General features: G+C 36.7%; 19 protein-coding genes and 1 riboswitch. All 19 genes read left to right on the forward strand.

Annotated features, from left to right (window positions below; genetic code table 11):
• Nucleotides 1-50 precede the first annotated feature (50 nt).
• The 19 genes from polX to JOC83_RS00565 all read left to right on the forward strand — a co-directional run bounded on the left by polX (nt 51) and on the right by JOC83_RS00565 (nt 23267).
• Nucleotides 51-1766, forward strand: a complete 1716-nt coding sequence (gene polX, locus JOC83_RS00475) for a DNA polymerase/3'-5' exonuclease PolX (RefSeq protein ID WP_205182480.1) — start codon at nt 51-53, stop codon at nt 1764-1766.
• 12 nt (nt 1767-1778) lie between these two features.
• Nucleotides 1779-4142: an endonuclease MutS2 gene (locus JOC83_RS00480; protein ID WP_205182482.1), complete on the forward strand. Its 2364-nt coding sequence runs from the start codon at nt 1779-1781 to the stop codon at nt 4140-4142.
• A gap of 14 nt (nt 4143-4156) precedes the next feature.
• Entirely contained in the window at nt 4157-4564 is a 408-nt protein-coding gene (locus JOC83_RS00485) for a DUF350 domain-containing protein (protein WP_205182484.1), read from the forward strand.
• A 450-nt stretch (nt 4565-5014) separates the two neighbouring features.
• Entirely contained in the window at nt 5015-6700 is a 1686-nt protein-coding gene (locus JOC83_RS00490; protein WP_205182486.1) for an AMP-binding protein, read from the forward strand.
• 118 nt (nt 6701-6818) lie between these two features.
• Nucleotides 6819-7412 (forward strand): TetR/AcrR family transcriptional regulator, encoded by a 594-nt coding sequence (locus JOC83_RS00495; RefSeq protein ID WP_205182488.1) that lies wholly within the window; start codon nt 6819-6821, stop codon nt 7410-7412.
• A gap of 49 nt (nt 7413-7461) precedes the next feature.
• Nucleotides 7462-8235 carry an enoyl-CoA hydratase gene (locus JOC83_RS00500; RefSeq protein WP_205182489.1) on the forward strand — a complete coding sequence of 258 codons (774 nt, stop codon included), beginning with the start codon at nt 7462-7464 and terminating at the stop codon, nt 8233-8235.
• Between the two features lie 68 nt (nt 8236-8303).
• Nucleotides 8304-9077, forward strand: a complete 774-nt coding sequence (locus tag JOC83_RS00505; protein WP_205182490.1) for an electron transfer flavoprotein subunit beta/FixA family protein — start codon at nt 8304-8306, stop codon at nt 9075-9077.
• 91 nt (nt 9078-9168) lie between these two features.
• Nucleotides 9169-10149 (forward strand): electron transfer flavoprotein subunit alpha/FixB family protein, encoded by a 981-nt coding sequence (locus JOC83_RS00510; RefSeq protein WP_205182491.1) that lies wholly within the window; start codon nt 9169-9171, stop codon nt 10147-10149.
• 328 nt (nt 10150-10477) lie between these two features.
• Complete coding sequence (gene trxA / locus JOC83_RS00515) at nt 10478-10792, forward strand: thioredoxin (protein ID WP_205182492.1); 315 nt, start codon at nt 10478-10480, stop codon at nt 10790-10792.
• A gap of 153 nt (nt 10793-10945) precedes the next feature.
• Entirely contained in the window at nt 10946-12157 is a 1212-nt protein-coding gene (locus tag JOC83_RS00520; RefSeq protein ID WP_205182493.1) for a hypothetical protein, read from the forward strand.
• Between the two features lie 118 nt (nt 12158-12275).
• Entirely contained in the window at nt 12276-13226 is a 951-nt protein-coding gene (locus JOC83_RS00525; protein WP_205182494.1) for an NAD-dependent epimerase/dehydratase family protein, read from the forward strand.
• Nucleotides 13213-14154, forward strand: coding sequence for a lysylphosphatidylglycerol synthase transmembrane domain-containing protein (locus JOC83_RS00530; RefSeq protein ID WP_205182496.1), 942 nt, complete (start codon nt 13213-13215; stop codon nt 14152-14154). Before JOC83_RS00525 ends, JOC83_RS00530 begins: the two co-directional genes overlap by 14 nt.
• The gene (locus JOC83_RS00535) at nt 14151-15611 is read left to right on the forward strand and encodes an alkaline phosphatase family protein (RefSeq protein ID WP_205182498.1); all 1461 of its coding nucleotides are present in this window, start codon (nt 14151-14153) and stop codon (nt 15609-15611) included. Before JOC83_RS00530 ends, JOC83_RS00535 begins: the two co-directional genes overlap by 4 nt.
• Nucleotides 15608-16363 carry a glycosyltransferase family 2 protein gene (locus JOC83_RS00540; RefSeq protein WP_205182500.1) on the forward strand — a complete coding sequence of 252 codons (756 nt, stop codon included), beginning with the start codon at nt 15608-15610 and terminating at the stop codon, nt 16361-16363. The genes JOC83_RS00535 and JOC83_RS00540 overlap by 4 nt, the downstream gene beginning before the upstream one ends.
• A gap of 204 nt (nt 16364-16567) precedes the next feature.
• Nucleotides 16568-17323, forward strand: a complete 756-nt coding sequence (locus JOC83_RS00545; RefSeq protein WP_205182502.1) for a hypothetical protein — start codon at nt 16568-16570, stop codon at nt 17321-17323.
• Nucleotides 17324-17336: 13 nt separating this feature from the next.
• The gene (locus JOC83_RS00550) at nt 17337-18290 is read left to right on the forward strand and encodes an FTR1 family iron permease (RefSeq protein ID WP_205182504.1); all 954 of its coding nucleotides are present in this window, start codon (nt 17337-17339) and stop codon (nt 18288-18290) included.
• A gap of 114 nt (nt 18291-18404) precedes the next feature.
• Nucleotides 18405-19853, forward strand: a complete 1449-nt coding sequence (locus JOC83_RS00555) for a nucleoporin-interacting protein (RefSeq protein WP_205182506.1) — start codon at nt 18405-18407, stop codon at nt 19851-19853.
• 22 nt (nt 19854-19875) lie between these two features.
• Nucleotides 19876-21642 carry an excinuclease ABC subunit UvrC gene (gene uvrC, locus JOC83_RS00560; RefSeq protein WP_205182508.1) on the forward strand — a complete coding sequence of 589 codons (1767 nt, stop codon included), beginning with the start codon at nt 19876-19878 and terminating at the stop codon, nt 21640-21642.
• Between the two features lie 67 nt (nt 21643-21709).
• A riboswitch (Lysine riboswitch) is annotated at nt 21710-21888 on the forward strand.
• Nucleotides 21889-22037: 149 nt separating this feature from the next.
• Nucleotides 22038-23267, forward strand: a complete 1230-nt coding sequence (locus tag JOC83_RS00565) for an aspartate kinase (RefSeq protein ID WP_205184693.1) — start codon at nt 22038-22040, stop codon at nt 23265-23267.
• Nucleotides 23268-23330: the final 63 nt, after the last annotated feature.

Below are 23330 nucleotides of genomic sequence, written 5' to 3' on the forward strand. Positions count from 1 at the left end.
TTCAATTATTTGTATCATTTTCCTTAGTGATACGTAGAAGAGGTGATAGCATGAATAAAAAAGAAATCATTCAATTGTTAGAAACGATTGCTACATATATGGAGTTAAAAGGAGATAATCCATTTAAAATATCCGCGTTTCGAAAAGCAGCGGCTGCACTTGAAAGCGATGAAAGAAGCTTAGCCGACATCGAAGATTTTACAGCTTTACAAGGAGTGGGAAAAGGTACATCAGCCGTTATTGTAGAGTTTATTGAAACAGGTAAATCCTCTGTTCTTGATGAGTTAAAAAAAGAGGTACCAGAAGGACTTATTCCTTTGCTTAAGTTACCAGGATTAGGTGGGAAAAAAATTGCCAAGCTCTATAAAGAGCTTGAGGTTACGGACCTTCATACATTAAGACAAGCGTGTCTTGATCACAAAGTCCAGGAATTAAGTGGATTTGGTAAAAAAACAGAAGAAAAGATTTTAGCAGCCGTAGAGGAATTCGGAAGTCGTCCTGAACGCTTGCCTCTTTCTTTTATGCTACCAATTGCGGAAGAAATCGATCTGCACCTATCAAGCATGAATGGAATTAATCGATATTCAAAAGCTGGTAGTATCCGTCGAATGAGAGAAACAATTAAAGACTTAGATTTTATCATTTCTACAAACAATCCAAAGCAAGTAAGAGAGCAATTGATTACCATGCCGAATGTAAAAGAAGTGATTTCAAATGGTGATACAAAAGTATCGGTCGTTTTATCTTACGAATACGATGTATCCGTCGATTTTCGTCTAATTGATGATACCGCTTTTGCAACTACTCTTCACCACTTTACCGGATCTAAAGAACATAATGTACGTATGAGACAGCTAGCGAAAGAGCGTAGAGAAAAAATAAGTGAATATGGCGTAGAGAATAGTGAAACTGGAGAAGTAATGACGTTTGAATCTGAAGCAGCTTTCTATGCGCACTTTGGCTTGCCATTTATCCCTCCGGAACTACGTGAGGATGGTTCAGAGGTAGAAAGCTTTTCTCAGTCACATACACTTCTTACGCTGGAGGATGTGAAAGGTGATTTGCACATGCATTCAACGTGGAGTGATGGTGCGCATTCAATTGAAGAGATGGCAGAAGCTTGTCGAGCAAAAGGGTATAAATACATGGCAATTACCGATCATTCTCAATATTTAAAAGTAGCCAATGGTTTAACACCTGAGCGCCTTAGAAAGCAATTAGAAGAAGTAAAAAGACTAAACGCAAAATATGATGACTTTACAATTCTAGCAGGAATTGAAATGGACATTTTACCAGATGGAACATTAGATTACGATGATGATTTACTGAAGGAAATGGACGTCGTCATTGCATCCATTCATTCTAGCTTTTCGCAATCTAGAGAAGAGATTATGAAGCGTTTAAAAACAGCGTTAGAAAGTCATCATGTTGATATTATTGCCCATCCAACGGGTCGATTAATTGGTCGACGTGAAGGGTATGATGTGGATGTTGAATTACTGATTGAACTAGCGAAAGAGACAAATACAGCCCTTGAATTAAATGCAAACCCGCATCGTTTAGATTTAGCGGCAGAACACGTACGAAAAGCACAAGAAGCTGGTGTGAAAGTGACCATTAATACGGACGCTCATCGAATCGATATGTTAGATCATATGGAGGTAGGAGTAGCGACAGCGATCAAAGGGTGGTTGAAGCCTGACACCGTGATAAATACGTACTCATTGGAAGAGTTGGTCACATTTTTAAAACGCAACGACGAATAGGAGGACCAAATTGTGCAGCAACGAGTTATGCATGTACTTGAATTTCACAAAGTAAAAGAACAATTAATGACACATGTCGCTTCTTCACTTGGAAGAGAGAAGGTATCAAACTTAACCCCTTCATCTAATTATGAAGAGGTTGTTAACTGGCAAGAAATGACAGATGAAGCAACAACTATTTTGCGATTAAGAGGCAATGTTCCTTTAGGCGGTATTTTCGATGTGCGTCCGAACGTAAAGCGAGCCCAAATTGGAGGAGTACTTAGTGCAAATGAACTTCTTGATATCGCAAGTACCATTTACGCTTCGAGGCAATTAAAAAACTTTGAAGAAGATTTAGCATCAGATGAAGGAATCGTTGTTCCACTTTTTCAAGAGCTTGTATCGAGGATTACGCCCCTTCCTCATCTTGAGCAAACGATTAAACATAGCATTGATGAGAATGGGACAGTGCTAGATGGAGCGAGTGACAAACTAAGAACAATTAGACAAAAGCTACGCTCAACAGAATCGAGAATACGTGAAAAACTAGAAAATATGATTCGTTCATCTTCGGCTCAAAAGATGCTGTCAGATGCGATTGTCACAATTCGAAATGAGCGTTTTGTTATTCCTGTTAAGCAAGAATATCGAAGTGCTTACGGTGGAATCGTTCATGATCAGTCTTCTTCAGGTGCAACATTATTCATTGAACCTCAAGCAATTGTTACGTTAAATAATGAATTGCAAGAAGCAAAGGTAAAAGAAAAACAAGAAGTAGAGCGGATTCTTATTGAGCTAACGAAGGAAGTTGCTGAAGTAGGAAGTGAATTGTACCAAAACGTTAATCAGCTTGCAGAATTAGATTTTATGTTTACAAAAGGGAAGTATAGTCATGCATTAAAAGCTTCAAAGCCAAAGATGAATAATCAAGGATATGTTCGATTATTTAAAGCGAAACACCCACTTATTTCACAAGAAGAAGTGGTCGCAAATGATATTGAGCTTGGAACAGACTTTACATCCATTGTCATTACAGGTCCAAATACAGGAGGAAAAACCGTCACATTAAAAACGTTAGGGTTGTTTACGTTGATGGCACAAGCTGGTTTACAAGTTCCGGCCCTAGACGGCTCAGAAATGGCTGTATTTAGTAAGGTTTTTGCTGATATTGGAGATGAACAATCTATTGAGCAAAGCCTAAGTACATTCTCCTCTCATATGGTAAACATTGTTGAAATTTTACGTGATGTAGATGAAGATAGCTTAGTGTTATTTGATGAGCTAGGTGCTGGAACAGATCCTCAAGAAGGAGCGGCTCTTGCCATATCTATTTTAGATGAGGTATATCAAAGAGGAGCTCGTGTCATTGCAACAACACACTATCCAGAATTAAAAGCATATGGATATAATCGTAAAGGTGTTGTGAATGCAAGTGTGGAATTTGATATTGAAACATTAAGTCCAACATACAAGTTATTAATTGGTGTTCCAGGGCGAAGTAATGCATTTGAAATCTCAAAGCGACTGGGTCTTGAGTTCTCTGTCATTGAACGAGCAAGAGGATATGTTGGAGCGGAAACAAATAAAGTAGAAAATATGATTGCATCACTTGAACAAAGTCGAAGAAAAGCCGAGACAGAGCTTGAAGACGCTGAGCAATTACGTAAAGAAGCTGATAAGTTACATAAAGAGCTTCAAAAGCAAATTATCGAGTTTAACGAAAAACGAGATAAGTTGTATGAAAAAGCGGAAGAAAAAGCAGAGAAAACGGTGGAGCAAGCAAAAGAAGAAGCAGAATCCATTATCCGTGAGTTACGCAATATGCGTAAAAATCAGCAAGCATCAGTGAAAGAACACGAGTTAATTGAGGCTAGAAAGCGATTAGAAGAAGCGGTTCCTACTCTTGAGAAAAGTAGTAAAAAGAAGGCGGTTCAGAAATCTCAAGTTAGAACCCTTTCAGAAGGTGATGAAGTAAAAGTACTAACATGGGGTCAAAAAGGAACGTTAATTGCAAAAGTGAGCAATACAGAATGGCAAGTTCAAATGGGTATTATGAAAATGAAAGTAAAGGAAAAGGACATAGAGTATGTAAGTTCTCCTAAACCAATCGAAACAAAGCCACTAGCAACGGTGAAAGGGAAAGACTATCATGTGAGCCTAGAATTAGACTTGCGAGGAGAGCGCTATGAAAATGCCCTTTTACGAGTAGAGAAATATATTGATGATGCTCTATTGGCAGGCTACCCGAGAGTGTCAATTATTCATGGAAAAGGAACAGGTGCATTACGTCAAGGAGTACAAGAGTATTTGAAGAATCACCGTTCCGTTAAAAGTGTGCGATTTGGGGAAGCAACAGAAGGTGGCACAGGTGTCAGTGTTGTAGAGTTTAAGTAAGGGAGAGCGTAATCATGCATAACTTCTGGAATAACCCATACGTAGAAACCGTAGGGTATTATAGCGTAGTAGTCTTAAGTATGATTGTCTTTTTGGTCATTTTTGAAGTTGTAACGAAGTATAAAAACTGGGAAGAAATTCAAAAAGGGAATCTAGCCGTGGCGATGGCTACCGGAGGGAAAATCTTCGGCTTGGCTAATATATTTCGATATTCAATTGAGCAGCATGACACGTTGTTAACGATGCTTGGCTGGGGTGTATTTGGTTTTATCATTTTATTAATGAGCTACTTTATGTTTGAATTTTTAACACCAAAATTTCGAATTGATGATGAAATTGAAAAAGACAATCGAGCAGTAGGGTTAATTTCTTTCATTATCTCAGTCGGGATGTCATTTGTCATTGGAGCCAACATAGGGTGAGGAGAGAAAGATGGAAACGTTAGCCAAAGTATTAATTGCTTTATGTAGTATATTTGTCATAATTGGTATGATTTATTGGGCGTTTTTCGCTTAAGGAAAGCTGGTTTAGAAACAAAAATAGTTATAAATGAGAAGACGACTATCTCAAGAGGCTTCTGCCTTCTTATTAGAGATAGTCGTTTTTATTTTACCATTCAAGGATCATATGAAAAGATGAGGAACATAGAGAGGAGAATTAAATCATTTGTTTATGAATGCCAAAAGCACCATTTTTCATTTTAGAAGTAAGCTTGGTTTATGACATGTTTACATCATTCCGTCGATATAGTTAAGTATAAAAGCTTTATATTCAAACATATTTTTAGTAATCTCACATTGAAACACATGAAGGCATGTACTATAATTTATGTATTGAATATTCAAAAAATTAGGTATATAGGGGGAGTGTATATGGAAAATACGAAGCCATGGTTAGCGTTATATCCAAAGGAGATACCTGTGTCTATTGACTATGGAGGAAAGACGCTAGTAGAGCTATTTGAAGAAGCAGCCGTTGAATATCGCGATAAGAACGCTATTCACTTTTTGGGGAAAACCGTAAAGTTTGGGGAGTTATATGAGCAGTCATTAAAATTTGCTTCCTATTTACAGAGCCTAGGCTTAACAAAAGGGGAAAGAGTAGCCATTATGTTACCAAACTGTCCACAAGCAGTTATTGCTTTTTATGGCGTATTACTTGCTGGAGGAACAGTAGTTGAAACAAATCCCTTATATATGGAGCGAGAATTAGAATATCAGTTAAATGACTCAGGGGCTAAGTTCATTATTTCTTTAGATTTATTGTATCCACGTATCTCTAAAGTGAAAGCGCTAACAAAGATAGAACACGTTATTATTACAAGTATCAAAGATTACCTTCCTTTTCCTAAAAATCTTATTTATCCATTCATTCAAAAAAAGCAGCATGGTATCACGGTTAAAGTAGAGCACCATGGCTCAACTCATTTACTAGCTGAGATTATGAAAGTAGCATCAGCTAATCCAACGGCTGTAGACATTAAACAAGAAGACTTAGCACTTTTACAATATACAGGAGGAACGACCGGCTTTCCAAAAGGTGTCATGTTAACACATCGAAACTTAGTTGCTAACTCTATGATGTGCTCACATTGGCTTTATAAGTGTAAAAAAGGAGAAGAAAAAATACTAGGTGTTTTACCATTTTTTCATGTGTACGGCTTAACAACGGTGTTAATTTTATCTGTTCTACAAGGCTATGAAATGATTTTACTACCAAAGTTCGATCCAGAGACCACACTAAAAACCATTCACAAGCAAAGACCAACGTTGTTTCCAGGAGCGCCAACGATTTATATTGCACTATTAAATCATCCAAACCTACAAAAATATGACTTGTCTTCCATTGACTCTTGTATTAGCGGATCTGCTCCGTTACCTGTAGAAGTACAAGAACAATTTGAAGAAGTAACAGGAGGAAAACTCGTAGAAGGATATGGACTTACTGAGACATCTCCTGTAACACATGCAAACTTCGTATGGGAAGAAAGAGTGACGGGAAGTATTGGAGTTCCTTGGCCAAATACAGAATCAATGATTATATCCTTTGAAACAGGTGAACAAGCAGATATAAAAGAAATAGGAGAGATTGCTGTAAAAGGTCCACAAGTGATGAAAGGGTATTGGAATCAACCAGAGGAAACAGATTCTGTGTTAAAAGATGGATGGTTTTTAACGGGAGATTTGGGATATATGGATGAGCGTGGATACTTTTATGTTGTCGATCGTAAAAAAGATATGATTATTGCTGGTGGATTTAATATTTACCCGAGAGAAGTAGAAGAGGTATTATATGAGTATGATGCAATTCAAGAGGTGGTCGTTGCTGGCGTTCCAGATCCATACCGAGGAGAAACAGTAAAGGCATATGTCGTATTAAAAGAAGGTGCTACTTGTACAGAGGAAGAGCTGAACAAATTTGCTAGAACCTATTTAGCGGCATATAAAGTACCGAGAATGTATGAGTTTAGAAAAGAATTACCAAAAACAGCAGTAGGAAAAATATTAAGAAGAGCTCTTGTTGAAGAAGAAAAAGAGAAACAGAAAAAAGCAACGTAGACACAAACGGCAGGTTTTGTTCTCTTTTTTTAAAACAATATTGACATAAGCCGTTTGTTTCTTTATTATAAAAATATGAATGAATGGTCATTCATATTTTAAAAGGAGCGTAAATAGATTGAAAAGAAACAAACCAAAATATAAACAAATTATTGATGCTGCTGTTATTGTAATAGCCGAAAACGGTTATCATAACGCACAAGTTTCTAAAATTGCAAAGCAAGCTGGCGTTGCGGATGGAACGATTTATCTTTATTTTAAAAACAAAGAAGACGTACTGATCTCCTTGTTTCAAGAAAAAATGGGACAATTTGTTGAAAAAATTGAAGAAGAAATTGCAGGAAAACAGAGAGCATCAGAGAAGTTATATATGTTAGTTGAAAAGCACTTTGCTCTTTTAGCAGAAGATCACCATTTAGCAAAGGTCACGCAATTAGAGTTACGACAATCAAACAAAGATTTACGTTTGAAAATTAATGAGGTGCTAAAAGGTTACTTGCAAGTCGTAGAATCGATTTTACAAACAGGAATTGAAACAAATGAATTTCACAAAGATTTAGATGTTCGCTTGGCGAAGCAAATGATCTTTGGAACAATCGATGAAACAGTAACAACATGGGTGATGAATGATCACCGATACAACTTAATTGAATTATCACCAAAAGTGCATCACTTATTGATCCATGGATGTGGCGGCTCTCAACCTTCTTAGGTTGAAGCCGTTATAATACATATTTTCAAACAAGGGGTGGGACAAAACAGTGGAATTTTTACAAGTTGAAACAAATGAATATATCACGACCATTACGTTAAACAGACCTCCTGCAAATGCTTTGTCACAAGCAATTTTGAAAGAGCTTTCAGAAGTGCTAGGCGAAGTAAGAGAAGATGACAATACAAGAGTGATTGTGCTACAAGGGGAAGGGCGATTTTTCTGTGCAGGAGCAGATATAAAAGAATTTACTACTCTTCAAAATGAAGGGGAATATGAAGAATTAGCGAAAAAGGGCCAACAATTATTTGAATACATCGAAACATATCCAAAGCCAATTATCGCTTCTATTCACGGGGCAGCACTTGGAGGAGGATTAGAGTTGGCCATGAGTTGTCATATTCGCCTTGTAAGTGAAAATGCGAAACTAGGATTACCAGAATTACAACTTGGTATTATTCCAGGGTTTGCTGGTACACAAAGGCTGCCAAGATATGTGGGGGCAGGAAAAGCAGTTGAAATGATGTTGACAAGCGAGCCAATTTCAGGGCAGGAAGCAGCTAATCTGACGTTAGCCAACAATGCTTATCCTGAAGAGGAATTAAAAGAGCAAACATTCAAGCTTGCAAAGAAAATTGCGAAGAAAAGTCCAGTATCAGTAAAAGCAACATTAGAGTTGATTCAGTATACAAAGTCATCTACATTCCATGAAGGTGTAGCGAAAGAAGCGCAGTTATTTGGAAAAGTGTTTGGCTCCAATGATGCCAAAGAAGGTGTAAGCGCTTTTATGGAAAAGCGTGAACCTAGTTTCTCAGGAAGATAATTTTTTATCGTAAATTTTCTAAAGATTTTTAACATATAAACTTTTTAATTATTCAGGAGGGGAACAGAATGAACATTTATGTGTTATTAAAAAGAACGTTTGATACAGAAGAAAAAATTGCGTTAAGCAACGGCCGAATTGCAGAAGATGGAGCAGAATTTATTATCAATCCGTACGATGAATATGCGATTGAAGAAGCAATTCAAGTCAAGGATCAACACGGTGGAGAGATTACGGTTGTGACAGTTGGATCAGAAGAGTCTGAGAAAGAGCTTCGTACAGCTTTAGCAATGGGAGCAGATAAAGCGGTATTAATTAACATTGAAGATGAAATTGAAGATGGAGATCAATACACAACATCTAAGATTCTAGCAGAGTACTTAAAAGATAAAAATGCGGATTTAATCTTAGGAGGTAACGTTGCGATTGATGGAGGATCAGGTCAAGTGGGACCTCGTGTTGCTGAATTATTAGAGATTCCTTACGTAACGACGATTACCAAATTAGAAATCGATGGTAAGAATGCAACGGTTGTACGCGATGTAGAGGGTGATTCAGAAGTGATTGAAACAACGTTACCTCTTCTTATTACGGCACAGCAAGGACTAAATGAGCCACGTTATCCATCTTTACCAGGGATTATGAAAGCGAAGAAGAAGCCATTAGAAGAGTTAGAATTAGATGACTTAGATTTAGATGAAAGTGACGTAGAAGCTAAAACAAAAACAATTGAGATTTATTTACCACCTAAAAAAGAAGCGGGTCGTGTATTATCTGGTGATGTTCAAGATCAAGTAAAAGAACTTGTAGGTCTTCTACATTCAGAAGCGAAAGTAGTGTAAATAGTAAAGGTGCTAATTGACTGAGCGCTAGCTCAACGATCTGAAATAAAGCAATATCATAAAACGGAATACATGATACGGGGGTATTAACATGGCGAGAAAAGTATTAGTAGTAGGAGAAGTTCGAGACGGAGTATTACGTAACGTATCTTTTGAAGCAATCGCAGCAGCAAAAACAATTTCTGAAGGTGGAGAAGTTGTTGTAGCTATTTTAGGAGAAAATGTTCAAACGCTAGGTGAAGAGTTAATTCATTACGGTGCAGATCGTGTAGTTGCAGTAGAAAATGAAAAGCTTGCAACATATACAACGGATGGATACTCACAAGCGCTACTAACCGTTACACAAGAAGAAAATCCTGAAGCACTTGTTATTGGTCATACTGCATTAGGAAAAGACGTATCACCAAAATTAGCAGCTAAGCTTGATAAAGGCTTGATTTCCGATGTTACGGCATTAGAAGTAGCAGGTGGTAATTTAGTCTTTACACGTCCAATCTATTCTGGTAAAGCTTTCGAAAAGAAAATTATGACGGATGATTTTATTTTCATCACTATTCGACCAAATAACATTACACCGCTTGAAAAAGATGTGAATCGCACTGGAGATGTAACTTCTCTAAGTGTAGATGTAAAAGATTTACGTACGGTAGTAAAAGAAGTTCTTCGCAAAGCAACACAAGGTGTTGATTTATCAGAAGCAAAAGTGGTCATCGCTGGTGGACGTGGTGTGAAAAGTACGGAAGGATTTAAGCCGCTTCAGGAGCTTGCAGATGTATTAGGAGGAGCAGTTGGGGCTTCACGTGGAGCGTGTGATGCAGATTATTGCGATTACTCTCTGCAAATTGGTCAAACAGGTAAAGTTGTAACACCGGATCTGTACATTGCATGCGGTATCTCAGGTGCCATTCAGCATTTAGCTGGAATGTCTAACTCAAAAGTAATTGTAGCTATTAACAAAGATCCAGAGGCAAATATCTTCAAAGTAGCTGATTATGGAATTGTGGGAGACTTATTTGAAGTTGTACCTTTATTAACAGAAGAACTGAAAAAGTTAAAAGTACAATCAGCATAATTATAATACTTAAAGCGGGCAAAAATGCCTTACTCAAAATAGCTTGAAACATCCTTTGTCTCAAAATCCATCTATATCAATGGATAGATGAGCAAAGGATGTTTTGTTAATATGCGTGGTTGTTTTTGAACTGATTTTTGACTAATTTTCTTTCTTCTAGAAGTGAGAAGGAAAGAAGGTTTAAGTTAAAGTGAATAGGGCATAGTAACAGTGGAAGTATAGAGATAGTGAAGAATTACATAATGAGCAGAAAAATAGCGTTAAGAATTTTTAGGTGCTATACTTTCTTTAGATTCATTTAAATGTATATTATATAGGAGGAATTACAATGGCAATCGTACATGCGACTGATCAATCTTTCAATAACGAAATCGGTTCAGGATTAGTTCTAACTGATTTTTGGGCACCTTGGTGTGGCCCTTGTAAAATGATCGCACCAGTTCTTGAAGAACTTGATGGTGAAATGAGCGATAAAGTAAAAATCGTAAAAGTAGATGTAGACGAAAACCAAGAAACTGCAGGGAAATTCGGCGTAATGAGTATCCCAACATTAATCTTATTTAAAGATGGTGAAGCAGTAGATAAAGTAGTTGGATTCCAACCAAAAGAAGCGCTTGCAGAATTAATTGCAAAGCATTCATAATAAAAAAAACCTAGCTCAAGCTAGGTTTTTTTATTTTCAAAAAACAGCTTAAAATAAGATTGACAATGAGAATCGTTCTCTATATAATTAACAACAGTTAATGAAATTCATTATCATTGAATTACATACAAATATGTTCGGGGGAAGTCAGAGATGAAAAACAGAAAATCACTAACATTATTTGCAAGCGTTCTCGTAGCAGGAGGAGTATTAGCAGGCTGTAACACTTCTACTGAAAAAGCTGAAGAAAAGCCAGCAGCAGAGGAGCAAGTAGAAGAAACAGAAGCTGAAGAAGAAACACAAGAAGAAGCAACAACTGAACAAGCGACAGCAGCAGAAGAAATTAAAGCGTTTCAAGATATAAAAGCACAAACGGAAAAGTCAAAAGAAGGACAAGAAGTAGATTGGGAACAAGTTTCTACTCTTTATAATGACCATTTAAAAACGGCAGTAAACCAATTAAATGGTGAATATGATCAAGCAATTGAAGCAGCAATTTCAGGTGGACAAAGTGGTGAGCTAGAAGCACTTATTGCACATCAGTTGATTGATAAAACAACACAAGCTTACTTCTACCAAAAGCAAAAGAGATTACATCAGGATGTCATTGCAGCTCTAGAAGCAAAAGACACGGATGCAGCAAATGCTTCATTTGAAGAATTAAAAGCAGTAGTAAATGACATTATTGTACCAACAGCTGAAAAGCGCGATGGCTATTATGAATTAACAGGTGAAGCAAGCCTAGTTGAAAACATTAACAATGGTCTAAAAACGCAAGAAGAAGCACTAGCAAACAATGATGTAGATTCATACAAAATCTATACACAATTAACAGATAAATCTGTGTATCGTAGCTACTATTTAGCAGCTAACTCTTATGCTGAAAAAATTGAAGCAGCAGTAAAAGAAGGAAAAGAAGAGATTGAACTTCAAAACATGCAAGCTGAAGCATGGGGCTTCTTACAAGCTATTAAAGAATCACTTTCTGGTGGAGATGAAGCTGCAGCAACTCGCCTAAATGAACTTTTCACTTTAAACACAACAAACCCAGCGGATATTAAAGCAGATGAGGTAAACAGCTTGTTTGTTAAAGCGATTGTTGGTAAAGTTAAAAGTTATCATGAAAAAGCACCAGTTGAGCTTGACAACGGAAATGTAACAGAAGCTCAAGTAAAAGCACTTGAAGGAAATATGTTCTTAAAAGCAATTGAAATTCAAGGAAAAGAAAAGCTAGGCGAAGAAAAGTATGCTGAAACAATGAAACAAGCAGAAGCTTGGTTTAATGCAATTGCTGAGAATAATAAAGAAGAAGCAGCAACACAGAGTGAGCAAATTCTTATGACTCTTGAAACACTTACAAAATAAACATCATTAAAAGCCGCATATGTAGCGGCTTTTTTGCTTGTGCTTATAACTTGTAAATTGAAAACACATTCATAAACAGCTAGGATAGAAGTTATAAGTTTGGATGGAAGAGGTGTAAATGGTGAAGGTTTTAATTACTGGTGGTGCAGGTTTTATTGGTAGCCACTTAAGCAAAAATTTTATTGAAAAAGGTCATGATGTAGCCATTGTTGATATGTTGCATCCATACTATTCAATTAATCGAAAAAAACAGCAGTTAGCACATGTGAGACAAGCTGGATCATTTCGCTTTTATGAAGTGAATTTATTAGATGAGGTAAAAACAAAAGAAATTTTTGAAGTTGAGCAACCAGAAGTTGTTATTCATTTAGCTGCTATTCCTGGCGTTATGCAATCATTAGAAAAGCCATTAGAATATGTTGATTATGATGTGAAAGCAACCATTAATACACTAAAGGCAGCAGGTGAAGTAGGGGTTAAGCGTTTTATGTTCGCTTCATCCTCTTCCGTTTACGGTGATCATCATGAGAAGGCCATGAAAGAAGAGATGGCTAACGGAAAGGTCATTTCTCCATATGCTGCTGCGAAGTATAGTGCAGAAGCTTTTTGTCATGCCTATCAGTCTATCTTTGGATACAGTTTAACGATTTTGCGTTTTTTTACTGTGTATGGACCTTGGGGACGTCCCGATATGGCAATTGGTAACTTTATTCAGTCTGCCATTCATCATGAGCCTATTACTATTTATGGCCAGCATACAGCAAGAGATTATACGTATATTGATGATATTGTTAGGGGAATCGAAGCCGCTATGTGGCATAACCATCAAAACGAAACATTTAATTTAGGATCCTCTGCACCTGTTACAATTGAACAGCTAACAACTATTATCCAGAAGCATTTTCCGCATTTAAAAATTGAGCGAGAAGTATCAAGGATTGGGGATGTGAGAAATACATGGGCGGATCTTACGAAAGCTCAACAGTTATTGTCGTATAACCCAAGTGTAACAATTGAAGACGGAATTGCAAGGACAGTTGAGTGGGCTAAAGGCTATGAAGCGCCTTAAATATATATCTGCTTTTGTAAGTCTATTATTAATCGTTGCTTTTATTGTACTATCGATGCAAGCTCTTGATGTTACGTATTTGACTAAGGCATTTTATCTTGTGTTTACCTCACCTCTGTTACTACTAACTTTAACCATTTGCTATACCATTGCCTTTTTTTTAAGAGCAATTGCTTGGAAGTTATACGTAAACCATAAAATCACATTTAAAAGTGCTTTAATAGCTTTGTTTTATAGTTTGTTTTTAAATCACCTTATTCCTGTGAAGGTGGGAGATGTCTTAAGAGTTGGGATTATTAAAAAAGCGAATAAACGATTGCGTTTAGTAGAAGCAATTGAGTCTGTGATCATGATGAGGGTACTCGATATGCTGACTCTTATCACTTTTTCTGCTATAGGTGTTTATTTACTTATTGGTTGGATTTCTTTTCAGTGGCTGTATGTTGTTATAGGAGTGGGTTTACTTCTAAGTATAGGAGGACTATTCTATTATAGAAACCGCAGGTACTTTTTATTTGATAAATTAAAAGAAATCAAAGAAAAAGTAATGACAAAGCATTTTTTAGCAATTGCTTTTCTTGTAGGATTGAGTTGGGTTTTTGAGGGTGCTGTTGTCTTCTTAGTTGCATCTATTTTAAACGAGTCAATCTCATTTATGGAAAGTATATGGATAAACAGCATGACGGTAGGTGGGCAGGTCTTTCAAGTAACACCTGGAGGCATTGCTACGTATGAAACAGTGATGAGTGCATCACTTGCAATGGTAGGAGTTCCTTTAAAAGAAGCTTATACTATTGCATTTACTAGTCATGGCTATAAGTTTTTTTATTCGTATTTAGTAGGAGCTATTTGCATCATTGTCATGCCTATATCTATTCGTCAAATTCGTGAATGGATACGAGAGAGGGGAGAGCAAAAAAACGTATGAAACAAGCATCATCATTTGAGAAAGTAGCAGCGCGATGCTGGAATTTGCTTAATGAAGGGAAACCTTTCACACCAATCTTTGTAGTAGGAACCATGAGTTTATTTTACTTTTCTGTTTTACTACAAGATGCTGTGTCTTTCTTCATTAGTTTCTTAGTGATTTTACCGCTACTAATTCTATATTATCTATATGATTTTCCACTTTTTTTAAGGAATTATTTATGGATTCCGTTTATTGCTTATCTAATGATTTGGCAGCAATATTCATTGTCGTTATTGTTATTTGCAGCGGGGTTATACTTCTTTTTTACTATCCTTTTTTGGGGAACATTATATTACCACTTAAGAATTGGTACATCATGGTTGAACTTTACACGCTTTTGGAAGCTAGTGCTGAAAAATAGTGATTCTACGAGTGGAAACGCTCAAGAACAGTTACCTAAGTTTTTGTTAATTTTATCATTATGGTCATTTTACTTTGAAGAGGTTCGTGTAAGTGGATTGTCTGCCATTACAGTCGATCTTATGACATTGCTTCTTTTTTATGGAGCTCTTTTTGTATTTACATTCATTTTGCATCGTTATTTATTTGATTGGAAGCCAAAAGTGATTCCTACGTATACAGAAGATGAAGCACCATCAAAACCTTTAAGTGATAAAGTTGTTGTGATTGTTGTAGATGGGATGAGAAAAGAAAGATTTGAGGAAGCAAAGACACCATTTTTAGATAAGTTAAGAAAAGAAGGAACCGATTATGCTCAAATGGAGACGGTTTATCCGGCTCGTACTGTCGTTTGCTTTACTTCTATGTTTACAGGAACATATCCGTTTGAACATGGAATCAAATCAAATATGGTTTGGAAACTAGGTATAAAAGTAGAAAGCATTTTTGACTCTCTACGTAAAGTCAACAAAAAAGGACGTATGCTAGCAGTTGCTCACCTTGTTGATTCCATGGGGAAAGATGTTGAGACATTTACGGCAGTTATGAACAAAGATCAAGCAGACCGCAACATCATTGAACGAGCCAAACAAGTAATGAAAGAACAAGATCCTGATCTTTTTATTGTTCAGTTAATTGGAACGGATCAAATTGGTCATAGTCGTGGTGTTTTATATAATGAGTACATTGAAAAGATTGAAGAAGCAGACGCTCTTATTGAAGAGTATGTAAAGTGGTTAGAGAAAGAAGGGAAAATGGACAATACGACACTAGTCATTTGTGCAGATCATGGACAAGCCGATGGAATTGGTGGACATGGCCATTTAGATGAAGGAGAGCGGTATGTTCCATTTTTTGTACATGGTCCACATATTGAAAAAGGAAAAGTAGTGAATGAAAAGCAGAGCTTAGTTTCACTTGCTCCAACCATTGCTTATTTATTAGGAGCTCCTTATCCTAGTCATAGTCGAGGGCGTGTGCTAAAAGAAGCGATTAGAAAGGAAGAGCAGCATTGAGAAAACAACATGTGATGGTTTTTTTACCGGCACATAACGAAGAAGATGTAATTGGAGAGGTGATCTCTCGTATTCCACGTGTGTTTCATCCAGCTGTCAAAGTAGAGGTGCTTGTCATAGATGATGGCTCTACTGACCGAACAGTTGAAGTATCAAAACAAGCAGGAGCAGATTATATTGTACAAACTGAATCAAATCGCGGACTAGGAGCTGCTGTTCGATTAGGTCTTGAAGAGTGCGTGAAGCGTGGTGCAGATATAGGGGTAATGATTGATGCTGATAATGAATATCCACCTGAGCAGATTCCAGATTTATTAGCACCCATTTTTCAAGGAGAAGCGGATTATACAATGGGCTCTCGCTTTTTAGGAACAATACAAGGAATGAAATTGCATCGCCGATTAGGAAACTACTGCTTTACACTCGTGCAGTCTATTTTATTGCGACGTTGGATTCATGATGGACAGTCGGGGATGAGAGCTTTTACGTATCAAGCAATGATTCATGCTGAAATTATTCATGATTATAACTATGCGCAGGTCATTACGTTGAATTTAGTGAGAAAAGGTTTTCGAATGAAAGAAATTCCTATTCAGTATCAAGTGCGAAAAACAGGAAAGTCGTTTATTAAATTTAAGTCATATATGAGCAGTGTATTGCCAGCCATTATACAAGAGATGAGACGTCCAGTTGAGAAAGTGAATGTTAAGCATAATACGCATTTTCTACCAAACGAAAAGGCACAGCGCTAGTCAAATGGATTGATGCGTACCCAAAATTCTTTCTACTATCATTCAATAAAATGGATGAGTAGAGAATTTTGGGTACATGTTTTTGATAGAAAATAAAATGCCGAATGAAATGAGTTGCTTTCACTTTATTTTCTGAAAAAAGCAGATACCTTATTGACAACATTTTTGATAATCATTATCATTATCATTGTGGAGGAGTAAAAGATGAAAAAACAGATCTTATTTTTTTGTTCAATATTGATATTAATTCTCAATACCACCTTTGTTCAACAAGCATCTGCCTATTCATATGGAGATCCAGGAGAAGAGCAAATGGCGGAAGCGTATAAAGAAATGGATAAGCATTTACAAGCGGATGATTGGGATCGTGCGCGTTCCGTATATGATACATATGAAAAAGACTTTGACCTTTATTTTAAAGCTACTCAACCTCTAATTGAAACAGCTTTTGAAGAGAAAGATAAAGAATTGTTGTTAGAGTCTTATCAATATGCGATGCTCCTTAATGTCGAACGTCGATTGCATTTTGCAGAAGATCAGTTTGAAGATTATGGGCAGGCAAAGCTTTTGTTAGCAAAAGCTCGTGGAACATTCAATGTAATGGAGCCACTTTTAGTCGAAAGAGCTGACCAAGAAACATCGGATAACGTGTACAAAGCATTCGATGACGCTTTAAAAGCACTTGGTAATCCTGGTTTGTTCGGTATCGGGAGTAAAGGAACAGATGAGGATGTATTTAAAGAGAAAACTTCTTTTATCATTACAACTTTAAAAGAACATTTTAAATTACCTTCTGATGAAAAAGAAGATGAAAGTCACTTAACCGAAGAAAATTTAGGGTTTTTAAATGGGATGGACGAAGAAGGAAATTCTACGTTTTGGCTTCTCTTTTCAATTGGTTTATTCATCGCCCTTATTATCATCATTGTGTTAAACAAATTAAAAAATAAAAAGAAATAGGAGAGGATGCGAAATGGACTTTCAAGCGTTTCTGATTACACTTCGTGAAGCTATAGAAGCCATTTTAATTGTTGGGCTAGTTTTATCATACTTAACACGTCTTAATGCAAATCAATATAAAAAATGGGTCTATGTAGGTGTCGGTTTAGCGCTTGTTAGTTCGTTTTTAGTAGCCCTTCTGTTTCAAGTCGTGTTTACAGGGTTTGCAAGCTTTGGCTCAGAGGTCTATTTGAAAGTGGGGATTATGTTTGCTTCTGTCTTCCTCTTGACCCACATGGTGGTTTGGATGAAGAAGCAAACGAATGACATTAAATCTGACATGCAAGAGAAGATAAATGCTGCTGTTACAGCAGGTAGTGTGTCAGCGATGGTGATTCATTCTTATTTGATTGTCGTTCGTGAAGGGGTAGAGACCGTGTTTTTCTTTGCTGCCATTAGCGGTGGAGATATTACGAAAGTGTTTACAAGTCATGGTGCGCTTAGTGGATTGTTGTTAGCGTTAATTATCGGTTACTTATTCTTCTCTGGTACGATGAAATTTTCATTGAAGAACTTCTTTAATATTACAGGTATTTTAATTATGTTTATTGCAGCTGGTTTACTTGTTCAAGGAATTGGCGTGTTGCAAGATCTTGGGAAATTAGGATCTGTTGTTACAACAGCAGAAGGTAAACCACAAGAAATCTATAACATTGTTCATATTATGCCAGAGCATTATCAGGATGAAATGCACTATAAACGTGATACAGGAGAAGATGTATTAATTAGTGGTCAAATTGGTTTGTTTATGGCAGCGATGTTTGGTTATAGTCACAATCCATCTTTTGAGCAAGTAATCGGATATTGGGGATATTTCATCTTTATCTTTGTGATGATGAGGTTCTTTGATCGAGGTCGAATATCCTTTCAATTTTTAAAAAATAAGAAGATAGACAATAAAAGTAATAAAGCAATTAAAGTTTCATAATCGTTTGTTGAAAGAAAACTCACATGTGGTGGGTTTTCTTTTTTATGGTTAGCATTTTTTTATATAATGGAAATAAGTCTTATTTCTTTGTGAGATTAGATGTAGGAGGGCTTTATGCGTTACAAAGCAATCATTTTCACATGTGTTACCTTACTAAGCACAGTTTTTATCCTTTTGTTTCATTATGCAACAGATATTCCGAGAACATGGGACGAAGTAGATTTTGTACTTGCTCTTTCTCAATTTGATTTATTGGCGATGCAGCCTCACTTTCCTGGTTATCCTTATTTTATTTTAGGGGGAATGTTGCTTTCACCATTTGTAGAAGAGCCAACGAAAGCACTGGTTGTTTTTAATGTGTTGCTTCTTCTTACCGCTTCTATCCCTCTCTTTTTAATAGGGAAGAAATTTTTAACAAGCGAGAAGAGCCTTTTGCTTGTGACTCTTGTTCAAAGTCTAGGGTTTGTTGGAATTATGACAACGCAGCCAATGTCAGAAGGAGCGGCTTACGCACTTTTATGGTGGTATATCTGGATCGTAATGAAGGCAGATCAATCAGTCAAGCATTCGATTCTGTATCATTTGTTGGCTGTGTTTCTATTTAGCCTGCTAATGGGAGTGAGACTTTCTTATCTTGCATTTGGGGTAGGCTTATTATTTAGTTGGTGGAGAGACTGGAAGAAGCATCGACGCATGATGAGAGTGGTCTTTTTTATGTTCGCTGCTATTAGTTTTCAATTCATATGGATAACAGCTCTTGCTGCTACAGAAGGTGGGTTTGGTCCCTTCCTATCCTTGGCTTTGTCTTTTACAGAAGGTCACTTTCAAGATTGGGGAGGATCAATTGTAACAGAGAACCGCTCTTATGCAGAACGACTATGGCTGCTCATTCAAAATATTATGTGGACAGGCTTTTCGAGCGAAACCCCTGTTTTATTAGTAGGATATGTTGTATTAATTAGTATCTCACTTATTTGGTTTAAGAAGAGACAAGTAAGTGAAGCACCTTCTTATATCATACTGCTAGTATTGTTAATGGCTGCTTATATGGCATGGGCATTCTTTGCTCAAAATATTGATAAGCCTAGACACATTTTACCACTGCCAACATTCGTTTGTTTTTTGTTGTTTTATGTATGTTCTTTTCGAAGGAGCTGGAACGTTCTTTCTCTGTTTATCATATGTCTCATAGTTATTCAAACCATTATAGGAGCGCAGCTGCTTAACGAGCAAAAAAATGAAGTGCCGGCTGTTTATCAATTAGCTCATTATATGAATGAACAACAAGAACAGGCAATGATTTATACATGGGAAGAAACGCGCATCTTTGAATATTTACATGTACCATTTTCTTATAAACGTGTGTTAACATATGATTACTTTTTACAAGATGCTAAACATGGAAATTATAGTGACGTTTTTGTAACAAGTCATGTTGTAGAAGGATTTAAAAAGCAAGGAATTAACATGGAGAGTCATTTAGAAAAGGTAAAAACCTTTCATTCAAATAAATTGTTTGATCCTGTTTATTATGACATTACCTTGTATCGATGGGTACATTAAAAAGAGGTGAGGTGAAAAGGTGATGAAAGATCATTTAAAAGAAAAATTAAGTATTTTACCAGACCAACCTGGTTGTTACTTAATGAAAGATAAGTATGGTACGGTTATTTATGTAGGAAAAGCAAAGGTATTAAAAAATCGAGTACGTTCCTATTTTACAGGTTCACATGATGGAAAGACTCAAAGGCTGGTCCAAGATATTGTGGACTTTGAATATATTGTCACATCTTCAAATCTTGAAGCACTCATTTTGGAGATGAACTTAATTAAAAAGCATGATCCAAAGTACAATGTGATGTTAAAAGATGACAAAGGGTATCCTTTTATCAAAATTACGGCTGAAAAGCAACCTCGATTAGTGATTACGAGAAAAGTGAAAAAAGATAAAGGGAAATATTTTGGTCCATATCCAAATGCTCAGTCAGCAAATGAGACAAAAAAATTGCTAGATCGTATTTATCCATTACGCAAATGCTCAACGATGCCAGACCGTGCGTGCCTTTATTATCACATTGGACAATGCTTAGCGCCTTGTGTATATGAAGTAAAAGAAGAGCAAAACAAACAGCTCATTGAAAGCATTACAAAATTTTTAAATGGTGGACATGGTGAAGTGAAGAATGAGCTGCACGAGAAAATGATGAAAGCATCTGAGGAATTAGATTTTGAACGAGCGAAGGAATATCGAGATCAAATTGCTCATATTGAAGCAACGATGGAAAAGCAAAAAGTGGCGTTTAACGATTTTGTAGACCGAGATGTATTTGGCTATTCGTATGATAAAGGCTGGATGTGTGTACAGGTTTTCTTCATTCGTCAAGGAAAGCTCATTGAACGTGAAGTATCCATGTTTCCTTTCTACCATGAACCCGAAGAGGATTTTCTCACATTTATTGGACAATTTTATGCGAAAAATCTAAAGCCAAAAGAGGTTATGGTTCCACATACAATTGACGCTTCGTTAGCTGAACAGCTATTAGAAGTAGAGGTTCATCACCCGAAGCGTGGAAAGAAAAAGGAACTAGTTGAATTAGCGTGTAAAAATGCAAAAATTGCTTTACACGAAAAATTTTATTTAATTGAACGAGATGAAGAGCGTACGATTAAAGCCGTAGAACAATTAGGTCAAGAAATAGGAATTGATGCTCCGTATCGAATTGAAGCATTTGATAATTCAAATATTCAAGGAACGGACCCTGTGTCAGCGATGATTGTATTTATAGATGGAAAGCCTGAAAAGAAAGAGTATCGTAAATATAAAATCAAAACGGTAAAAGGTCCAGATGATTATGAATCAATGCGTGAAGTAGTCAGAAGAAGATATACACGTGTATTAAAAGAGGGCCTTCCGTTTCCTGATTTAATTATTATTGATGGAGGAAGAGGTCATCTCGCTGCGGTACAAGACGTATTAGAAAATGAGCTAGGATTATTAGTACCAACTGCTGGTTTAGTGAAAGATGATAAGCACCGTACAGCAAACTTAATGATTGGTGATCCACCTGAAATTGTTCAACTAGAACGAAATAGTCAAGAATTTTATTTGCTCCAACGTATTCAAGATGAGGTTCACCGATTTGCGATTACGTTTCATCGCCAAATTCGATCAAAATCAGCTTTTCAATCGGTTCTCGATGACATACCAGGTGTTGGAGAAAAGCGTAAAAAAGCCATCTTAAAACACTTTGGTTCTGTTAAAAAGTTAAGAGAGGCAACGGTAGAACACATTCAAGAAGCAGGTGTACCAGAGGCAGTAGCAAAATTAATTTACAATAAATTGCAAGATTAATCTTGCAAAAAAAAGTTATACCTGTTATTATTTTAACTAATTTCATAAGCCGCTTCACTATGATGAAGCGAAAGATAGAGGTGCGGGTTTTATTAGTAGCTAACTAGAAGAGTATGAGCTCTAGCGAAGGTTAGTGAAAGGAAAACTTGCCGAAGTGAACGTTACCTCATAGTAACCTTTGCTGGTTTTGCATTGAAGAAATGTAGGACTGTCAAGATGTAGTAGTCTTGGAGAGCTATCTCACCGCAAGGAACGTTAACGTATCTTTTTTTCGTTCGTAAAAGCAATGAGACCTCCATCTCATTGCTTTTTTTATTGTGAAAAAGGTGATTTATAGCCCAATGTTTTACATACTGCTACAAATGAAAAATAACAAAAAGGGAATGAGCAGAGATATGGGATTAGTGGTTCAAAAATTTGGAGGAACATCGGTTGGTTCAGTAGAGCGTATTCAACATGTTGCAAGTCGTGTTGTTCAAGAAGTAGAGAATGGAAATGAAGTAGTCGTTGTTGTATCGGCTATGGGGAAAACGACAGATCAGCTTGTATCACTAGCAAATGAAATTACGACACAGCCGAGTAAAAGAGAAATGGATATGTTATTAACAACAGGTGAGCAAATGACCATTTCACTTTTAACAATGGCTCTTCACCAAAAGGGATATGAAGCAGTGTCATTTACAGGCTGGCAAGCAGGAATGCAGACAGAAAGCATTCATGGAAATGCACGCATTCAGCATGTTGACACTACTCACATTCAATCGCAACTAAAACAAGGAAAAATTGTCGTGGTCGCTGGTTTTCAAGGCGTTACAAAAGATGGAAACATTACCACTCTGGGTAGAGGTGGCTCTGACACAACAGCTGTCGCATTAGCGGCTGCGCTAAAAGCAGAGAAGTGTGATATTTATACAGATGTAACGGGAGTGTTTACGACAGATCCAAGATATATAAAAGATGCAAGAAAGCTACAGGCAATTTCATATGATGAAATGTTAGAGCTTGCAAACTTAGGTGCAGGTGTACTTCACCCGCGTGCCGTTGAATTTGCCAAAAATTATCAAGTACCTTTAGAAGTACGCTCAAGCTTAGAAAATGAAAATGGAACAGTTGTGGAGGAGGAACCATCAATGGAACAAAACTTAGTGGTAAGAGGAATCGCCTTTGAAGATAATATTTCAAGAGTAACAGTTGCTGGATTACGTAATCAGCTTCAAACGCTATCTACTATTTTTACAACGTTAGCAAAGAACAACATTAATGTAGATATTATTATTCAGCATGCAACCTCATCGGACCGTATGTCGATCTCTTTTTCAGTAAAAACGGAAGATCTTCAAGAAACAGTCGCTGTATTAGAACAAAACCGTGAAATCTTGGAGTTTGAAAAAGTGGAGCATGAAAGTCAATTAGCAAAGGTTTCAATTGTAGGATCAGGTATGATTTCTAATCCTGGTGTAGCGGCGGACATGTTTGAGGTACTCGCACAAGAAAAAATTGAAGTGAAAATGGTTAGTACATCCGAAATTAAAGTGTCAACAGTCGTACCATATACCGACATGGTAAAAGCAGTTGAAACATTGCATGTAGCATTTGAGTTAGATAAACAGCTTGTTACTGCCTAACAAATTATTCATAAAAAGGGCCGTGTTAAAAGGAGCGTTTTGTTCCTTTGGACACGGCCACTG

Source organism: Priestia iocasae (genome assembly GCF_016909075.1).
Lineage (GTDB): Bacteria > Bacillota > Bacilli > Bacillales > Bacillaceae_H > Priestia > Priestia iocasae.